Here is a 16,444-nt window from a genome sequence, read left to right as displayed (position 1 = left end):
GTGCCCGTGCACGCCGTCGCCTCTCAAACTAGCGGCAATCCTCAGTCACGGCGCGCCGTTATCGCACGAAATCGCCGGGTTCCGGCGGCCTTCAGCGCGCGCGACCCGGGCGACGCGCACGCCACCGGTCGACCTCGGCCGCGACTTCGCGCGTGGGCGTCACCAGCGGCGGCCCCGCCGCGGGACGGCACCGGGCCGCGAGCACACGCGCGTTGAAGTCCTCGACCGCCTCGCGCACCTCGGCTGCGGTCGCGAGCGTGTCGAGCCGCGCGTCCAGCCGCTCGTCCTCCGCGCGCAGCCGCACCGACTCGGGGCCGAGGTCCGAGAGCTGCTCGCGTTCGACGAGCCCCCTCACCCACCAGTCCGGGTCGTGGGCGCCGATCCCAGGGATGGGCTTGCCCGCGAGCGGGAGGTCGTCGAAGTCGCCGCGCGCGAACGCCTCCTCGAGGCGTCTCTCGACCCACAGGTGCTGCGTGGCGGCGCGGTCGCGACGCAGGCGCTGCTCACGCTCCGCCTCGCGGACGCGGCGCTCCTCGCGCGCCGAGAGCGCCGCGACGTCGACGGTCGGCTCGGGCGCATCGTCCGCCTCGCGCACGTCCCGCGCCACGTCGCGGTCGACGCGGTAGCGCGCGGTCGCGGCGCTGGGATCCCGGTCCGAGACGCCACGCATGGGACCATGCTCGCACGCGTCCTGGAGACGACGAAGGCCGGACCTTGCGGTCCGGCCTCGGTGTCTGGCGCGCCCGGAGGGATTCGAACCCCCAACCTTCTGATCCGTAGAGCGACCGGCGGGACACGCCTAGACCCATCTAGGCGTGTCCCGTGCGGCGCGAGGGTCATCTAGCGTCATCCAACCCCATCTACTCTCACGGCGTTTGTGCACGCCTTGTGCACACGCCGTGCACACAACGCGAAGGGCGCCCGGCATGTCGCCGGGCGCCCTTCGTCGCGCCGTGTGCGGGAGCCCCGACATCGATCAGAGCTACGGCAAATGCGTGTTGAGGTGATTAAGCGCGTCTTGCTCGATGTGCTGTGCCGTCTCCTTGCGGTCCTTGAGAACCACCGCGTTCGCGCGACCTGGGTGCAGCGTGTCCCAACGGCTGCGCTCGCCCAAGTCCCTGCCGCTGCCCTGGGGATTGCTTCCGAAGCCCGGAATGATCGAGTTCCAGAGCGGGCTGTGCTCCCGGATCACGGCTGACTCACCAACGGGGACCCAAATCTCATCCACGACGAGCCATCGTGCGCTGAAGTCAGCGGCGTCCAGGTTCGTCGCCGCTTCGATGCTGCGAAGGTGCTTCTGCAGGCGCTGGTACAGCTTGAACTTGCTCGGGGTCTTGCTGGCCCCGGTCTTGCCTGTTCCCGCTCGCGATCCCGACGCGCCGGACTTACCTACGTAGATCGGCACCGTGGGCGTGGGTACGTTCGCAGCCGCGAGAGGGGCGTATGCCGGGAATGGCCCGCTGTAGTAGATCGCATACACGCCACCGCCCTCGAACGGCTGAATGCTCTGCAACGGCTGAGCAGCCTTCTCTTCCATCCTCGTCAGGATGCTGTGGGCGAGGTTGCTCATGTCGAGGGGGTTAAACGGCGTTGTCATGCGACGCCAGCCCTGCGAGCCTCTGCACGCAGGTGGGCGCCCTTGGTCGCCTCTCGGACGCTTGCGAGGGCGAGGTGCTCATGGACCGACGCTGCGACCTTCTCCGCGAGCAGAACGGGCACGGCGTTTCCGAGCTGGCGCATCGCCTCTCCCCAAGGTCCGTGGAGCCGGTAGCGGTCGGGGAAGGTCTGCAGGCGGGCCGCTTCGCGCACCGTGAAGTAGCGCACCGTGCCATCGGGGCGACGGAGCATGTTCTCGCCGCCGGGGACGCCGTGGACGCCTGCCTTGAGCGCCTTCGACGGTGCGTCAATGTACGAGCCTGTGTGTCCCGGGTATGACTTCGCGCCCGGCTGGAGGACGTGATTGAGGTACTTGGTCGAACCATTCAGAGTGGGCTCGGGCAGGTCCGAAATGGCGTCGCGGACGGTGCGCCACGGCTTCAGGCCGTTGTCCGCGTCAAGCTCTCGACGCTTCGCACTGAGGTCCTTCGGCACCAGGCGGTCACGCTTGGCAACGTTGTGGCGCTCCCAGTAGTCGCCCGTCACGTCCTGGACATGACGAAGCGCCTCGGCAGAGTGTGTGGCTGCCGGGAACGACCATTCGGCGTCCACGTCGGAACGGAAGCCCACGAAGAACACACGCCACCGCTGCTGGGGAACGCCGTAGTTCGCGGCGTTCACAAGGGTGGGCACGACACGGTACTGAAGGTCTGAACGCACCGAGGTGTGCTCCGCTTGCAGGCGGGCCGCATGGTCGGACCATGCTTCGCCTTCGCGCGGCGCGAGTTCGGGGTGCGCGAGTCGAAGCTGAATGTACGAGTAGTAGTCCGAGAAGGCCGAACGCGTCAGGCCACGGACATTCTCGATGATGAATGCGCGGGGCTGGAGTCGGCGGATCACGTCGGCGGTCGCGGGGAACATGTCGCGCGAGTCATCGGCGGCACGGCCCTTCCCGCCACCGCTGAACGGCTGGCATGGCGGACCGCCGCTCACAAGATCAACGCCGGGCTCGATGGCGTCCCAATCGACGCCGCGCACGTCACCTTCGCGCACATCGATGCCCTGTACTAGCGGATGCCCGGCAGCCCTGTTCTCACGCAGCGTGTCACAGCACCAGTTGTTCCACTCAGACACAACCTCAGCCGTGAACCCGGCGAGGTGCGTACCTAGCGCGAGCCCACCGCCCCCCGCAAATAGTTCGACGCTACGCATGCCGAGCATGCTAGATGATGGCTCCCACACTCGTGGGACTGCCACGCATCGGGGGACGGATCGCGGGCCTACCTCACAGGCGCACCGCAGCGGCCACGTGGATCACACCGGCCAGCGGCGCCCCGTCCACGCCGATCCCCTCCCACGTGTTGGGTGCGCAAGCGCACGAGCGCCTGCACTTCCCACGCAGGCAGTTGCCCCCGCGCCGGGGCATCCCGACGCGGGGACCACTACTCATCACCTAGTGGCGCCTACCCAATCCAGGCAAGCCGCCCGACACCACCCGGATGCGGCCACGCACGGGGTACGTGGCCGGGGGCCACACGACCGGCTCCACCTTCGGCGCGGGGATGTGTCGGATGTACATGTCGTCGGCGGCATGGAGCGACGTCGGCAGGTCTGTCAACGGCGACTTCCAGCCGCACGCACAGGTGGGCCGATAGGTTCCGTCGCGGAATGGAGTTCGGCGGGTCGTGTTGTCGTGAGGGACGGGCATGCACAGCCTTTCACTAGCCGATATCGGGCATTACCAGGTTATGCGCAGCGACCGACAGTGCGGCGCATCTTCCACAGCCCCCAGCTCAACGCACTGAGAACCCACCCGCTCACGCGCGGTCAGCGCCGCCAGACCGAGGACGTGCGCGGGTTGACCACCCCTCGTCCACCCGCCAACGCCCCCGACGGCGGCAGCCTGACGACCCCCGACAACGGCACCCCGTCGCGGTCCACCACCTCCGCGCGCACGGACCGTCCCCGCGCGACGGCGCGCCAATCATGCTCCGGAATGCGCCCACGCGCTGGACGCGGTGGCGCGATAGGCCCAACCGGGGGGCGTTCCACGAGGGCCAACGTGGCCAGCGCCAGCGCCATGGCCTGATCGTCGTGCTTGCCCGCGTCGTGATCCATGCGCAGGCCCGCCGCCGTCTCCCGCAGCCGTACCGTTCCCAACTCGTCCAACAGGCGCGCATCGTCGGGCAGCCGCATCCGCCGTTCCCTCAGCGTCAGATGCAGTGCCAACGCGAGACGCACCACCGACTGTGCGGTGAACGCGAACGTCTCCACGTTGACCCCCGCCGCACGGAGCCGCTGCGCGATGTGGACGCCCTGCCACGGGTCCAACCGGATCACGCGCGACCGATACAGCCCATGCAGCGCCCGCAGCCGTGCCTCCACCTCGGAGAGCTGGACCGGCCGCCCCGTGGAGCCCTCCAGCACCTCCAGATGGTCGAGCGTCACCACTGGCCCCCCATCGCCTGGCTCCCCGTGACACACCGTGATCACCGTGCGGTCGTTCGTCAGCCCCAGGTCAGCACCGATCACGTACACGTGGCCCGACTCTGGACCGATAGGACCGGGATGGGTGACGCACGCGGCGAGGTCCTCAGCGGACACCAGCCGGTCCTCACCTCCCGTCCACCGGTTCAGAATCAGCCGCGCGAACACGCTCCCCGGCAGCAACCGTTGCTGCTCCGCGATGTCCGCTGGGTCCTGCCACGGCACCGGACCTGCCATCTCCCGCACCGTCCACCGGGGCGAGCCGCGCGCACCCTCCAACACCCCCGCAGACCAATGCGCCGGATCACCCGCCGTAGTCAGCACCGCCAGGCGTGAATCCTTGCGCTTGGGAAGGCCCGACACGATGGCATGCCACAGCGCCCGATGCCCGCGCGTCTCGGGCCACTGTGCGAGCTCGTCCACCGTCACGATGTACGGCACATGCCCGTGCGCCGACGGGGCATCGGCAGGCTCCACCGTGAGCGTCGCCCCCGAACGGATCACCCGCAGTCCCCACGTCGTGACCTCCACCAGCCCACCCAGCGCTGTCCGCTCCACCATCGCCCGCATGTGCTCCAGCAGGATCGCTGCCTGATCGCGGTCCGAGGCGTACGCCAGCGACGTGGAGCGTGTCGGTGCCTGACACAGCATCGCTGCAAGGTCCACCGCCGCATGGTCCGTCGTCTTCGACCCGCCCCGGGGCCGCCCATCCCAATGCATCCGAGGCGAATCCGGCGCGACACTCAAGAAAGCCCGCGCACTCGCCCACTGGTACGGGATCGCCACATCCCCCCACCGTGTCCCGTCATCATCGATGACGAACGACGCGAGCAGCGCCACCGGGTCCAAATCGCTCATGAGGCGTCCGCTCGTCGGTCCGGCTCGCGGTCCCCATTGCGCTCCACGTGACGTGGACGGGCGCCCTCCGGGGTTGACGCCACCACCGCCGCGACCGCCTCCCCCGCAAGGTCCGGCACCTCCAGCCCTGCGGCGCGACGGGCCTGGACGATGCGGCGCCCGCGCTCCGCCAACGCCTCCAGGTCCACCGCAGCCGACGCGGCAAGCGCATGAGCTGCGGCCCGGTCTCTGATGAGCTGTGCCTCCGCCATGGGGTCCAGCCCCAACACCTTCCGCCGCTGCTCCGCCATCCTCTCCAACCGCACCAGCCACGCCAGCGACGCCTCACGAGGCCGCCCCTCCTCCAACGCCCCCACCTCATCCACGTGGCGGCGCATGAGGATCGCCTGAGCCTCCGCCGTCGCCCACGCCGCCACCGCCTCCGGAAACTCCGCCAGGTGCGGCTGATCGTCCACCAGCCCCGCCGCCAGAACCTCGGCCACCTCCCCGTACACGCGCGGCGAACGCGCCCCCGACGTAAGCGCCCGCACGTTCCCTGTCGGCGTCAGATCGTGGCCCGGCTTGAGGCGTGTCGCCTCGCGTCCTGCCGGACCTCCGATGCCCGGCCCGTTGCCGTGCCCGGTGAACCGGCCATGCTCGTCCCGCTCACGCGGTGCAGCCGGTTCCGGCGGTGTCTTGCGGCGTGCCACGGTCAACCCCGTCAACCCCGCGCAGCCCGGTCCCGCTCGACGCGGCGGGCATGGTCGGCGGCCATCGCGGCCCGCGCAGCCTCGGAGCGCTTGCGGGCGGCGGCCTCGCGGTTCTCACGGCTGCGCCGCTGGCTCGCGCTCTCGGGGCGCGGCCCCCACTCAGCCCGCAGCCGGTCCAGGTTGGACAGCCATCCGAACGGCTCGGCGGACGGGGGCCGCTCGGTCACGCACCACGCTTCCAGGCCGCTCGCGATGGGCGGCCCGTCGCGGCCCTCGCGGTGGCCCAGCGCGACCAGCAGGGACCGCGTGAGCGCGCTCATGCCGTTGGCCTGCCCCTCATCCTGGTAGGCCCGTTCGCACGTCGGGCACAGGAACCCCGCCCGCGACGCCTGCCCGGCGCGGCCCTGCCCGCCGCCGATGGGGGCCAGCGTGAACATGTGCGGGGTCCACGGCTCGGCGGATCGCAGCGCGAGCACGGACCCCACCCCGCAGTAGAGACACCCGCGCGACGGGCACGCCCGCATGATGGGCTGATCGACCCGCGCGAGCAGCATGGCCGCGTAGGCGGCGCGGGCGTCGGTGCGGACGCTCTCGGCCACGTGCCCCCACGGGCGCATGGTGCCCTGCTCGGGCTTGGCCCCCTGGGCGAGCACGGGCGAGAACCTGAGCGACCACTGGGCACCGTTGCCGATGTCCCCCAGGTGCTTGGCCGCGAGCAGCACGTCCCGCACGCTCTCGGGGGGCTTGCCCCCGGCCAGCACGATCCCGTCGAGCGCGCACCAGACACGGCCCACGACGACGGGCAGCGAGCCCCAGCGCTGCGCGAGGGTCCACTCATCATCGGCCCACCGCTGCGCGACCTCGCGGCGCTCGGTGCAGGCCGGGCACAGCGGGAGGATCGTCTCGCGGTGGAAGCGCTGGCCCGCGCTGGTCATCGCCATCGGCCCGGCGACGCTGATGCTGGTGGCGGTGATCGTCGGCGGGTCCGTGCTCATGCGGACGGCCACCCCGCAGCGGGCGCACCCGCGTACGTCCGTGGGCAGGTCCACGATGGGGTTGGCGAGGTCCGCAGCGGCGAACCGCTCAGCCATCGCGTCGCGCTTGTGGTGTCCCTTGCTCATGCTCCCGTGCCCCTTCCAGGCTGGTGGCGGTTGCCGTGGCGACGCTGCGCTCGTCCGGCCTGCTGGGCATCCGCAGCAGCAGCGCGGACGCGCACGCCGTCGTGCAGCTCGGGGATCGCGACGGCCCCCGCGCGGATGCGCTTGCCCGTTTGGGAGCGCGGCGGGCCTGCGGGCGCGCCGGGCGGAAACCCCTGAGCGGTCACGCGAGCCCCGCAGGCGTTCAGGCTGTCCATCAAGGGCCAGCAAGGTTGGCCGGGCTCGGCATCGTGGACGGGGCAGGGCTGGGCCATGATGCGGGCGAACGCGCGGTGCGCGCTCTCGGCATCGCGGGCTCGCTCGGCTGCGAGGTCGCGGGGCTGGTCCCTGGCCACGGCTACCCCTCCCCCTCGGGTCGTGTCCACCGGCCCACGTCGGCACGGTCCACCACCGCATCCGGCAGCGTGTCGAACACCTGGAGCACTTCGTACGACGTGAGGCGGCGCGCGGCTTCGTGCATCCGCCGTCGTGTGGGCTTGTGGTCGGGATCGGCGCCCAGCGCACGGATGGCGTGGGCCAGGCCCTGCTGGTCGTACGTCAAAGGCTCGTGCTCGGTCATCGTGGATACTCCCTGGTGTCATTGAGCGGAACAAGCCGGTACTCCAGGCCGCTGGCGGCCCATGCGTCGCGGCGCTTACGACCTGACGGCACTCTGAGCAGGTTCTCCACATAGCCCCACACGATGTGCCACGCGTCAGCGGAGCGGAGCCACGTCTCCGCCGTCGAGAGCGTCGGCGTCTCAGCGGCGCGGGCCTCACGCATCGCGGCCAGGTGACGCAGCGCGTCAGGATGCCCCCACCCCTCGCGGCGCGCATCGTCGGCTCGGGGCGACGGGATCACATCACAGCCACGCCCTGAGCCCACCAGCGGGGACAGCAGCGCAACGGCCAGCGCGAGGTCCGCCCGCGATGTCTCCAACCGTGACCGGGCGATGAGGCCGATACGGCGCACCAGTTCCGGCTCGCGGTCGAGGGCGTACGCCATGGTGTCGCGCGTGCGTGCCGGGGTCAGCATGGCCACTCGCCACTCTCATGCCGAAACCGCGCGGGGCAGCAATCGGAGGCCGAGCCGAGCCCTGCGTGCATGGGATTGTGCACGCACGGGCCTCGCGCGCGACTTCCCAGGGACGATGCTGAGAATCCTTCTGATCGCTGATCAGGTGATGCCATAGCGGGCGCTCCTCAATAGAGGTGCAGCCCGGCCCTACCACCAGCAGCTCGCACGTTCGCGCGGCGCCTTGTCAACGGCCGAAACTTCCGGGCGGAGCGTTCGCGCGCTTCGTTCATGCCCAGACTGCGAGGCGCGTCCATGAATGTCAACCGGTGACCGTATGCCGCACGGCGGATCAGGCGCCGCTCGTCCTCGTTGAGGTGGCTACCAGAGGTGGTCGGCTTGGTCGGGGGTGATGTAGGTGGTGTCGTCGCCTGCGACGAGGTAGAGCGTCGCGTTGGGCGTGCCGTGGTTGAGGAGGATGGCGCTGCCCAGGTTCGTCGCGAGTGGTCCTCCGGCTGTGAGGTAGGTGAGCCGGATGGGGTTGTCGGGGAGGTTCGCGAGGAGGTCGCGGATGTCTGCCGGGGTGAGTCCGGTCATGGTGTCAGCTCCTGTCGTGTCGGTCAGGTGGAGTGCGGTGTGGTCGCCTGCCATGCAGGCGCGGAGCGCCGGTGCGCATGGTGGGCGGTCGCGGGGGTGTGGGGGGCGGCGTAGCCCCCCGCCGAGGCGGTGCCGCAGGCGCGTCGCGGTGTGGCTGAGTAGGTGCGTAGGTGCACCTACTCAGGGGGTGCGTAGGTCGGCGGCTTGCGCACGTATGGGAAATGTATGTTCTACATTCACATTTCTCCTGCTTTACCTGGGGTGTTGTCGTCGCCGGCGCCTGGCTGCCGGGGATTGGGGCAGGGACGGGCATCCCGCCGCACCTACGCACCTACGCACCTACTTAGGCAGGCTCGCGGGCCTGAGTAGGTGCGGTGCATGAGGTCGAGAGGGTTGGCGGTCACGTCAGCGACTCGGCCGGGGGGTTGGACGTGCCGGGTTCGAAGGTGGGGACGGGGGGACGGTCGCCGCCTCGCACGTCGGGACGCTCCCCGTACGTGAGCCAACCCTGGGCCTGGGCGTGCTCTGCGATGCTCCGCCAGTTGGGGCGGGCGTCCTGGCGGATCGACTCGCGTACGCACTTCGTCGCGCATGGCTGTCCTGCTCGCTGCGCCGTGTGCTGTGCTACGTGGCGCGACATGCGGGCGGCGTCACCACGGAGCCGGTGGCGGTCTCGTGCCTCCTCACGCTCTGCTTGCGCTTGTCCCTGCGCCTGCCTCGCCCTGCGCCCCTCGGTGGCTTCATGCGCGAGCAGGTCGCCCTGGACGGTCTCGCTCTCCATGAGCAGCAGGCGGGCACGCTCCCAGTGCTCTGGGGTGACTTCGGTGCCGCCGTGAAGGATCGCGAGGAGGGCGGCGAGTCTCAGACGTAGCTGGGTGGTGTGGTCGGCGGGCGTGTCGTCGTATGACGCCGCGTCGAGAGCCGCGTCCACTTCGGCGGCAATCGGAGGTGCTACGTCGATCACCACGAGGTCGGCGTCGTCCAGCGGCGGGCCGTCGGGCGGCACATCCTCGGCCGCGAGCCCTCGCGGCACAGGCCACGCCATGGGGAGGTGTCCCGGCCAGTCGGGGCGCGGTTGGAGGTCGTCCACGCCACGTCGTCGGGCGGGATGGACGAACAGGAACCGGTGCGCCGTCCCCGCACGCTGGGCCTCTTGACCGATCAGCGCCCCGACCTTGCCGGGCTGCGCCGCCACGATGACCGCAAGCCGATACTCACCACCGGGAAGGTGCCTGCGGCGTTCCCGCGAGGATGTGCCGGAACCGTCTGGGCCACCGCTCCAGAGCGTGCGGAGGCGCCCGAATAGGGTCGAGCCGTCGCGCCGGTCAAGGGCTTCCAGCGTGCCCACCTCATCGAAGATGGCGAGCGCGTTCCGGGTGACCCAGACCTCGGTGGACACGCGCCGCGTTTTGGCTGGAGCATCTGAGCCGATCACCGGGACATCGATCATCGCGTAGTCACGAAACGCAGTCAGCAAGCCCTCACCGGACGCCGGGTGAGTGAGCACCGCACGGGCATCCGGTATCAGCCTCCGCGCGGTCGCGATGGCTTGCCCCTTCCCCTTGCCTGGCTCAGCGCATACGGCGACGTAGAGCCCGAGCGATCCTGGAAGGCCTCCCACGTCAGGGAGCACCACGGTGTGCGACAGCTCTGCCGAGACAACGGCGAGGAGGACCCCGAGCAGGGCGGACGGCCGGACCCTTGCTGCGAGGGCTGCACGGCGCACGTGGTCTAGCGTCGGCGTGTCCCACAACCCCACTTCCGCGCCTGCCTTCATGCCATCCGGGTCACGCGCGGCGCCCTGGACAGCGTGCACCGGGTCAGTCACGGCGGTCAGGTGCTTGGCCGCCATCTGGGCGGCCAGCTAGCCTGGAGCGGTTCGTATCGGCGGACATCCGGCGGCGGCTCCTGGCGGGGGCCGCCGCCTCCATGTACGGGCTCATGTGCAGGCACTCCCGCCCGTCGCGATCACAGCTCAGTCCTCGGCGGGCGCGTCGCCCGCCAGGAACTCAGCCAGCGCGTCTTGCGGGATGCGGTGAAGGCGCCCCACCTTGACGGTGCGCAGGTCGCCAGCATGGATCAGGCGGTACACCGCGCCTATCGGGACACCCATTCGTGCACCGACCTCAGCGGGCGAGAACGCGGCCCTCGACGGGACCCCCTCAGTCGTCATGCTCATCGCGCTTCCTCTCTCATGTAGGCGCATGTAGACACACCTAACCCCATCAACGATTGCACAGTTTTTTCGCGCTCTCCAGCCACCCCCCTGGTGCAAAATCTGAACCACCCCCGCTGCGACCTCCGCCCGCTTTCTTCACCTACGGAGCGTGTCACGCCACGTATTACACCCGGTATTACACGGGTACCAACTAGCGCGACCCGCGCCACATAGCCCGCACATCGCCAAGATGTCGCCACTAAGCGTAATGACAGTCCGCCGCGCCTTCTGGTGTAGCCTGTAATGACACAGGCAGCCCCGGTGGGGCTGGCGCAACAGAGAGGAACGCCTCATGAGCAACCCGACGCGCGTACGGAACGTGCGCGTACCAGACACGTTGTGGAGCGCAGCCGCTGCGACCGCCGCCGAACGCGGCGAACCCCTCGCGGACGTGCTCCGCGACTGCCTCGCGACGTATGTGGACGCCCATGTGTCAGCACGACTGGTCACGGTGGACGGCCTAACAATCGACCCGGCGAGCCTCGTGGGCTCGCAGGCCGTCGCATACCGCGTCACCCCGACAGGACGGGTCAAGCGGGTCAGCGACGCGGGCGGGGTCGTCACCCTCACGCCAGCGCAGCTCGCGAAGGTGACAGCGTGAGCGGCAACCGGCGGGCGATCCCCGCAACCGGCACCACCGCGTGCGCATCCTGCGGCGAGTCGCGCGGAAAGCGCCGACAAGGATGGACGCCGGTCCACGTGACAGGGCCGGACGGTTCCGAGCAGATCGCAGCATTCACCTGCCCCAAGTGCCCGATGTGGGATGAGCCGATCCGCTACGAGAAGTCCAAGAGCGACCGGGTGCGGTTCCTGGCCCGCGTGGACGCCACTCCAGCGGGCTCACGGGAGCGCCGTCAGGCTTCCAAGCGGTGCGACACCCTGGAGGGCGCGCGCGCCTACGTGGAGCAAGTTCGCGCCGAGGTTGCGCGGGCGGGCAGGTTCGCCCCCGCCGAGGCGGAAACGGTCCGCGAGCTGTGCGACCGATGGCTGGCGACACGCCACGACATCCGCGCGGTCACCCGCGATGGTTACCGCAGCGCGCTGATCGCCCCGCTGCGCCACATCGGGGACCGTCCCGCACGTGAGGTCACCCGGCCCGAGATGCGCGCCCTGGTGGCGCGCCTGGCGGCCGATGGAGGCAAGCGGGGCCAGGCGCTCAGCCCTCGCACGGTCCGTGCGGCACTGATCGCGCTGGGGCAGGCGTTCGCATTCGCTGTGGAGGACGGGCTGATCGCCGTCAGCCCCGTGGAGGGCGTGAAGCCTCCCCGCGTCAAGGAGGTCAAGGGCACCGAGGTTCAGCACTGGACACCCGAGGAGATGCGGACGTTCCGCAACTACTCCGACGCCGACGCTCTCGCGGGCGCGTGGCGGCTCACGCTGTCGGGCCTCACCCGTGCCGACATCATGGGGCTGCGCTGGTCGGACGTGAATCTCGACGCGGGCACCGTGACCATCGCCCAGGGTCGGGTCGCTCTCATGCGCGGCGATGCCACGGACACCCCCAAGAGCGCACAGCGCCGCCGCACCGTGGCCCTGGACGCCACCCACCCCGGCACGGTCGCCATGCTCCGCCGCTTGCACGTCCAGCAGGCCAACGACCGCCTCGCGGCGGGCTCCGCATGGAACGCCTCCGGCTACGTCGTCGTGGATGCCCTCGGCACGCCCCTACGGCCCGAGTTCTACAGCGACCGCTTCCAAGCCTTGTGCCGTGAGGCCGGGGTGCCTGTGATCCGTCTCCACTCGGTCCGCCACTCGCTCGCGTTCCTGCTCCACTCAGCGGGGGTGCTGCCTACCGAGGCCGCACGCCTGCTGGGGCACACCGTGGCGGTGCACCTCGCGACCTATCTGCCCGAGGCTCGGGCTGAGGAGACGGCCCGTGCATCGGCAGCCATCGCAGCCGCGATGGGAGCGGCGTCCTAGCCAATCCCGGGCATTGTGCACACGCCCTGTGCACACGCCGCTCCGTCCGCACGACGCGGGCAAGCGAAAAGGCCGCTCATCTCCGTGTGTAACAGGATGAACGGCCTAGATCGTTTGGCGCGCCCGGAGGGATTCGAACCCCCAACCTTCTGATCCGTAGTCAGATGCTCTATCCGTTGAGCTACGGGCGCGTGGCCCTCGCGGGCCGAGACACAACTATACAGGGTTTCGGGAGTGCTTCAGTACACGGCGGCCCGGGCCCCTCCCCGCTCACGCACGCGGACCGCCCCGGCGCACCGATCCGGCGAATTCGCGCGCAGGGCTTCACATCCGTGCATCCGGGGCGGCATGATCGACATGTCCGGTTCGTCCCCACGCCGCCGACGCGCGGTCCCGGGACGCGGGACGCGGTCGATGGGGGATCTCGAGGGGGGATTGAGATGACCGACATGTGGCATGGACGGACCTGTCTGGTGACGGGCGGCGCGGGGTTCGGCGGCAGCCACCTGGTGCGCGAGCTGGTGGACCGGGGCGCGCGCGTCACGGTGATCGACCGCGAGGCGATCCCAGGCAAGCCGCTCGAGGACACGGGCGTCGAGGACGCGATCACCTTCGTGCACGGCGACCTCCGCGACGGGCCCCTGGTCCGGAGCCTGTTCGCGGACTCCACGTTCGACGTGGTGCTCCACCTGGCGGCCGACCCGATCGTGGCCAACAGCCTGCGGGATCCCGAGGGCGTGGTGGACTCGAACGTCCGGGGCACCACCACCCTGCTGGAGGCCTGCCGGCTCGCCGACGCGACGCCGCTGTTCGTGTTCGCGTCGAGCGGTGCCTACTACGGCGACAACTTCACGCCCGAGCCCATCCCGGAGACGCAGGACCCGGGGCCGGCGGCGAACCTGTACGGCCCGTCGAAGGCCGCTGCGGAGATGATCGTGCGGGGGTACGGCAAGGCGTTCCGGATCCCGGTCACCGCTTGCCGCTTCATGAACACCTACGGTCCCGGCGACCGGCACGAGTCACGGCTGGTGCCGCGCGCCCTCGCGCAGCTCGCCGGAGGGATCGAGTACGACTTCGGCGACCGCGACGACGGCAGCACCCGCCTCGACTTCCTCTACGTGGGCGACATGGCGCGCGCGTACATGAGCGCCGCGGAGCATCTCGCGGCCGGCGGCTCCGAGATCGCGTTCAACTTCGGGACCGGGACGCTCACCTCGGTGATGGACGTGGCCGAGCGGCTGAGCCTCGCCTACGACGGCCGGGCCCGCGAGCCGCGCTTCCGCGGCGTCCGCACGGGACCGGTGCGTCAGAAGCGCCTCGACGTGGCCAAGGCGGAGGCGCTGCTCGGCTGGACCGCGACCACCAGCCTCGACGAGGGGCTCGCCGCCACCGCCGCGTGGCACCGCGAGGCCGTGCCCGCGCTCTGAGCACGCGCGTCGTCGCCGGCACGGCGCCCTCCCGGAAGTGGTAGGCCTTGGTCGGCTCCCCGAGATCCCGACACCGCAGTGGTAGACCATGGTCGCCCACGATCGGGCGACGACACTGGCGTACCACTGCGACGCGAGGATCTCCGCGAACCGACAACCACCTACCACTTCGGAGGGGGCGGCGGTGTGACGCGGCGATCGGGCGTGGAACGCGAGAAGGCCCCGCCGGAGCGGGGCCTTCTCGAGGAGCGGAGACGGTGGGATTTGAACCCACGGAGGGGGTTTAAGCCCCTCACGGTCTTAGCAGGACCGCGCACTAGACCTGACTATGCGACGTCTCCAAGGGTGCCCAGGATAGCGGGCGCACGCACGATGCGGCAAAACGCCCCCGAGGGGGCGCGGACGCACCGCCAGGTTGGCGGAGAGTGTGGGATTCGAACCCACGGAGACGGGTTACGCCTCAACGGTTTTCAAGACCGTCACCTTCGGCCGCTCGGTCAACTCTCCTCGGCGTCCGCGGGACGCCGCAGGCGCTCACGCGCCGGTGACATTGTGCCAGCCCGGAGCGAGGCCCGGGCTCAGCACCTGCAGCTCGTAGAGCGAGGACGCGCGCGCGAGCTCGGCGTCGTAGGTGAGGATCGCGTGGATCTCGGGGTGCGCCACCGCAGCGCCCAGGTGCAGCGCCGCGAACGGCTTCAGCACCGCCACGGCGTGCGTGGACACCGAGACGTTGTGCTCCGAGAAGCGGATCACCGGGATCGAGCCGCGCACCATCTCGACCACGTCGAAGGCCTTGGCCTTCTGCTCACGGGGGTACAGCTCGGCCGCCTGACGCAGCTCGGTGAACCCCAGCTGCGTGGTCGCGAGCTCCTGGATCCGCGGCACCGCGAAGTCGTTGAACTCGTCGAAGTAGCGCACGCCCGGCAGGAACCGGCACAGCGCGGAGCCGTCGACGTAGATCACGGTAGAAGGGTAGCCCGGACATGGGAGCGCCCCCGCAACGCGGGGGCGCTCCCTGCCTCAGCTGTCGCCTGCGTGATGCTCAGCGGTCCTGGATGCGACGCATCGCGAGCTGGACCACGGAGATCAGCGCCTGCTTGGTCGCCGCCTTCTCGCGGGCGTCCGTGTACATGATCGGGGTCTCCTCGGAGATGCCGAGCGCCTCGCGCACGTCCTCGAGGGTGTGGCGGGCCACGCCGTCGAAGCAGTTGACGCACACGACGAACGGGATGCCCCGGCCCTCGAAGTAGTCGACCGCCGGGAAGCACTGGTCGAGACGCTCGGTGTCGACCAGCACCACGGCGCCGATCGCGCCGCGCACCAGGTCGTCCCACATGAAGAGGAAGCGGTCCTGGCCCGGGGTGCCGAACAGGTAGAGCCACAGCGAGCCCGGCAGCGCGATGCGGCCGAAGTCCATGGCGACGGTGGTGGTGGTCTTGCGGTCGGTGACGCCACCCGCATCGTCGACGCCCACCGAGTGCTCCGTCATGGCGGCCTCGGTGTTGAGCGGGTCGATGTCGGAGATCGATCCGATGAACGTGGTCTTGCCGACGGCGAAGCCGCCCGCGACGACGATCTTGACGACGGTGGGGGCGGCGACCGCCGCCCCACCTGCGACTGCTGCGTTAGAGGGCTGCGATGCCATCGAGGACACTCTCCAGGAGACTGAGGGACAGGGCACCGGACTCGTCATGCGTCGACGCGTCGTCGGCCGTGCCGCCTGCGTGGATCTTCAGATAGTTGACTTCGGCTAGATCCGTCACGAGCACCCGGACCACACCCAGCGGAAGGCGGGTGTGAGCCGAGAGCTCAGCCACGGACTGGTACTGACCTGTAGCGAGCTGCAGGATCTTCTTCTTCTCGGGCGTCACGCCCGAGAGGGAGTCGATGTCGGTGGTCGCCTCGACCAGGGCCTCCATGGGGAGGTCCTTGCTCGCGGCGCTGACACGTCCACCGGTGACGGCGTACGGCCGGACCGTGTACGCCTCATCCTCGTCGCCGTACGGCGTGGTGGCATCAGACATGTCAGGCCCTCGTCTGCCCGTTCGTCGGGAGGTTCTGGCGCATCTCGGTGATGAGCTGCGGGGTGAGCGCGTTCTCGAAGCGCGACACCAGCAGCGTCATCTCGTAGCCCACCAGGCCCACGTCGCAGCTCGAGTCGGCGGCAACGGCGAGCACCGAGCCGTTGGAGACGCTCATGAGGAACAGGAACAGCTCGTCCATCTCGACGATCGACTGGCGGACCTCACCGGCCGCGAGCTGACGCGCGGCGCCGCGCGTGAGGCTCGACATGCCGGCCACGATCGCGGCGAGCGTGTCGCCCTCGGTGCGGTCGAGGTTCTTCGACATCGCCATGAGGAGGCCGTCGGCGCTCACGACAAGCGTGTGGCGCGTGCCGGGCACCGACTCGACGAAGTTGTCCAGAAGCCACCCGAAATTGGTGGCCTCGCTGCTGAGGGCGGTCACATGTGCTCCTTGTGTGTGCTGCGCGGCCGGGTGGCC

The 16,444-nt window shown here is 70.0% G+C and carries 18 protein-coding genes and 3 tRNA genes; 3 read left to right on the top strand and 18 right to left on the bottom strand.

Going from position 1 to position 16,444, the window contains the following annotated elements:
- Window positions 1-91: 91 nt before the first annotated feature.
- From AOM06_RS07540 to AOM06_RS07485, 11 genes are all read right to left on the bottom strand, one after another.
- Entirely contained in the window at window positions 92-670 is a 579-nt protein-coding gene (locus AOM06_RS07540; protein WP_082105398.1) for a DnaJ family domain-containing protein, read from the bottom strand.
- Window positions 671-982: 312 nt separating this feature from the next.
- Window positions 983-1,570 carry an Eco29kI family restriction endonuclease gene (locus tag AOM06_RS07535; RefSeq protein ID WP_228372888.1) on the bottom strand — a complete coding sequence of 196 codons (588 nt, stop codon included), beginning with the start codon at window positions 1,568-1,570 and terminating at the stop codon, window positions 983-985.
- 23 nt (window positions 1,571-1,593) lie between these two features.
- Window positions 1,594-2,808 carry a DNA cytosine methyltransferase gene (locus AOM06_RS07530; protein ID WP_062304350.1) on the bottom strand — a complete coding sequence of 405 codons (1,215 nt, stop codon included), beginning with the start codon at window positions 2,806-2,808 and terminating at the stop codon, window positions 1,594-1,596.
- Window positions 2,809-3,423: 615 nt separating this feature from the next.
- On the bottom strand, window positions 3,424-4,941 hold the full coding sequence (locus AOM06_RS07525; RefSeq protein ID WP_062304140.1) for a terminase large subunit domain-containing protein: 1,518 nt from the start codon (window positions 4,939-4,941) through the stop codon (window positions 3,424-3,426).
- Window positions 4,938-5,630, bottom strand: a complete 693-nt coding sequence (locus AOM06_RS14745; protein ID WP_156163618.1) for a hypothetical protein — start codon at window positions 5,628-5,630, stop codon at window positions 4,938-4,940. The genes AOM06_RS07525 and AOM06_RS14745 overlap by 4 nt, the downstream gene beginning before the upstream one ends.
- 11 nt (window positions 5,631-5,641) lie before the next feature.
- Complete coding sequence (locus AOM06_RS07515; protein WP_062304134.1) at window positions 5,642-6,751, bottom strand: hypothetical protein; 1,110 nt, start codon at window positions 6,749-6,751, stop codon at window positions 5,642-5,644.
- 373 nt (window positions 6,752-7,124) lie between these two features.
- On the bottom strand, window positions 7,125-7,346 hold the full coding sequence (locus tag AOM06_RS07505; protein ID WP_062304132.1) for a hypothetical protein: 222 nt from the start codon (window positions 7,344-7,346) through the stop codon (window positions 7,125-7,127).
- Window positions 7,343-7,807 (bottom strand): hypothetical protein, encoded by a 465-nt coding sequence (locus AOM06_RS07500; RefSeq protein WP_062304131.1) that lies wholly within the window; start codon window positions 7,805-7,807, stop codon window positions 7,343-7,345. The genes AOM06_RS07505 and AOM06_RS07500 overlap by 4 nt, the downstream gene beginning before the upstream one ends.
- 354 nt (window positions 7,808-8,161) lie before the next feature.
- Window positions 8,162-8,377, bottom strand: coding sequence for a hypothetical protein (locus AOM06_RS07495; RefSeq protein WP_062304130.1), 216 nt, complete (start codon window positions 8,375-8,377; stop codon window positions 8,162-8,164).
- A gap of 400 nt (window positions 8,378-8,777) precedes the next feature.
- The gene (locus AOM06_RS07490; protein WP_062304129.1) at window positions 8,778-10,229 is read right to left on the bottom strand and encodes a DUF3987 domain-containing protein; all 1,452 of its coding nucleotides are present in this window, start codon (window positions 10,227-10,229) and stop codon (window positions 8,778-8,780) included.
- 123 nt (window positions 10,230-10,352) lie between these two features.
- The gene (locus AOM06_RS07485; RefSeq protein WP_062304128.1) at window positions 10,353-10,556 is read right to left on the bottom strand and encodes an excisionase family DNA-binding protein; all 204 of its coding nucleotides are present in this window, start codon (window positions 10,554-10,556) and stop codon (window positions 10,353-10,355) included.
- Between the two features lie 331 nt (window positions 10,557-10,887).
- Here AOM06_RS07485 and AOM06_RS14940 point away from each other — a divergent pair, with 331 nt between their 5' ends.
- Both AOM06_RS14940 and AOM06_RS07475 read left to right on the top strand, forming a co-directional pair.
- Window positions 10,888-11,196 (top strand): hypothetical protein, encoded by a 309-nt coding sequence (locus AOM06_RS14940; protein WP_062304127.1) that lies wholly within the window; start codon window positions 10,888-10,890, stop codon window positions 11,194-11,196.
- Window positions 11,193-12,515, top strand: a complete 1,323-nt coding sequence (locus tag AOM06_RS07475; RefSeq protein WP_169747736.1) for a site-specific integrase — start codon at window positions 11,193-11,195, stop codon at window positions 12,513-12,515. Before AOM06_RS14940 ends, AOM06_RS07475 begins: the two co-directional genes overlap by 4 nt.
- A gap of 115 nt (window positions 12,516-12,630) precedes the next feature.
- Here AOM06_RS07475 and AOM06_RS07470 read toward each other — a convergent pair.
- Window positions 12,631-12,706 (bottom strand) — tRNA-Arg (locus tag AOM06_RS07470).
- A 249-nt stretch (window positions 12,707-12,955) separates the two neighbouring features.
- Between AOM06_RS07470 and AOM06_RS07465 the strand changes: the two genes are divergently transcribed.
- Window positions 12,956-13,942 (top strand): NAD-dependent epimerase/dehydratase family protein, encoded by a 987-nt coding sequence (locus AOM06_RS07465; protein WP_062304125.1) that lies wholly within the window; start codon window positions 12,956-12,958, stop codon window positions 13,940-13,942.
- Window positions 13,943-14,191: 249 nt separating this feature from the next.
- On the opposite strand, the gene AOM06_RS07460 is transcribed toward AOM06_RS07465, so the two are convergent.
- The 6 genes from AOM06_RS07460 to AOM06_RS07435 form a co-directional block, all read right to left on the bottom strand.
- Window positions 14,192-14,283 (bottom strand) — tRNA-Ser (locus tag AOM06_RS07460).
- Between the two features lie 75 nt (window positions 14,284-14,358).
- A tRNA-Ser gene (locus AOM06_RS07455) sits at window positions 14,359-14,449 on the bottom strand.
- 27 nt (window positions 14,450-14,476) lie between these two features.
- Window positions 14,477-14,905 carry a hypothetical protein gene (locus AOM06_RS07450; RefSeq protein WP_062304124.1) on the bottom strand — a complete coding sequence of 143 codons (429 nt, stop codon included), beginning with the start codon at window positions 14,903-14,905 and terminating at the stop codon, window positions 14,477-14,479.
- A 79-nt stretch (window positions 14,906-14,984) separates the two neighbouring features.
- Complete coding sequence (locus AOM06_RS07445; RefSeq protein WP_062304123.1) at window positions 14,985-15,587, bottom strand: GTP-binding protein; 603 nt, start codon at window positions 15,585-15,587, stop codon at window positions 14,985-14,987.
- Window positions 15,568-15,966, bottom strand: coding sequence for a DUF742 domain-containing protein (locus AOM06_RS07440; RefSeq protein ID WP_062304122.1), 399 nt, complete (start codon window positions 15,964-15,966; stop codon window positions 15,568-15,570). Before AOM06_RS07440 ends, AOM06_RS07445 begins: the two co-directional genes overlap by 20 nt.
- A gap of 1 nt (window position 15,967) precedes the next feature.
- Window positions 15,968-16,408: a roadblock/LC7 domain-containing protein gene (locus AOM06_RS07435; protein ID WP_062304121.1), complete on the bottom strand. Its 441-nt coding sequence runs from the start codon at window positions 16,406-16,408 to the stop codon at window positions 15,968-15,970.
- Window positions 16,409-16,444 lie beyond the last annotated feature (36 nt).

The organism is Demequina subtropica (genome assembly GCF_000971235.1).
GTDB lineage: Bacteria > Actinomycetota > Actinomycetes > Actinomycetales > Demequinaceae > Demequina > Demequina subtropica.
This window is presented reverse-complemented; position numbering and strand designations above follow the sequence as displayed.

Coding starts and splice junctions, on each gene's coding strand:
- AOM06_RS07530 (WP_062304350.1), bottom strand. CDS start 2,808: ATGCGTAGCGTCGAACTATTTGCGGGGGGCGGTGGGCTCGCGCTAGGT.
- AOM06_RS07540 (WP_082105398.1), bottom strand. CDS start 670: ATGCGTGGCGTCTCGGACCGGGATCCCAGCGCCGCGACCGCGCGCTAC.
- AOM06_RS07440 (WP_062304122.1), bottom strand. CDS start 15,966: ATGTCTGATGCCACCACGCCGTACGGCGACGAGGATGAGGCGTACACG.
- AOM06_RS07490 (WP_062304129.1), bottom strand. CDS start 10,229: ATGGCGGCCAAGCACCTGACCGCCGTGACTGACCCGGTGCACGCTGTC.
- AOM06_RS07505 (WP_062304132.1), bottom strand. CDS start 7,346: ATGACCGAGCACGAGCCTTTGACGTACGACCAGCAGGGCCTGGCCCAC.
- AOM06_RS14940 (WP_062304127.1), top strand. CDS start 10,888: ATGAGCAACCCGACGCGCGTACGGAACGTGCGCGTACCAGACACGTTG.
- AOM06_RS07465 (WP_062304125.1), top strand. CDS start 12,956: ATGACCGACATGTGGCATGGACGGACCTGTCTGGTGACGGGCGGCGCG.
- AOM06_RS07445 (WP_062304123.1), bottom strand. CDS start 15,587: ATGGCATCGCAGCCCTCTAACGCAGCAGTCGCAGGTGGGGCGGCGGTC.
- AOM06_RS07535 (WP_228372888.1), bottom strand. CDS start 1,570: ATGAGCAACCTCGCCCACAGCATCCTGACGAGGATGGAAGAGAAGGCT.
- AOM06_RS07495 (WP_062304130.1), bottom strand. CDS start 8,377: ATGACCGGACTCACCCCGGCAGACATCCGCGACCTCCTCGCGAACCTC.
- AOM06_RS07485 (WP_062304128.1), bottom strand. CDS start 10,556: ATGAGCATGACGACTGAGGGGGTCCCGTCGAGGGCCGCGTTCTCGCCC.
- AOM06_RS07515 (WP_062304134.1), bottom strand. CDS start 6,751: ATGAGCAAGGGACACCACAAGCGCGACGCGATGGCTGAGCGGTTCGCC.
- AOM06_RS07525 (WP_062304140.1), bottom strand. CDS start 4,941: ATGAGCGATTTGGACCCGGTGGCGCTGCTCGCGTCGTTCGTCATCGAT.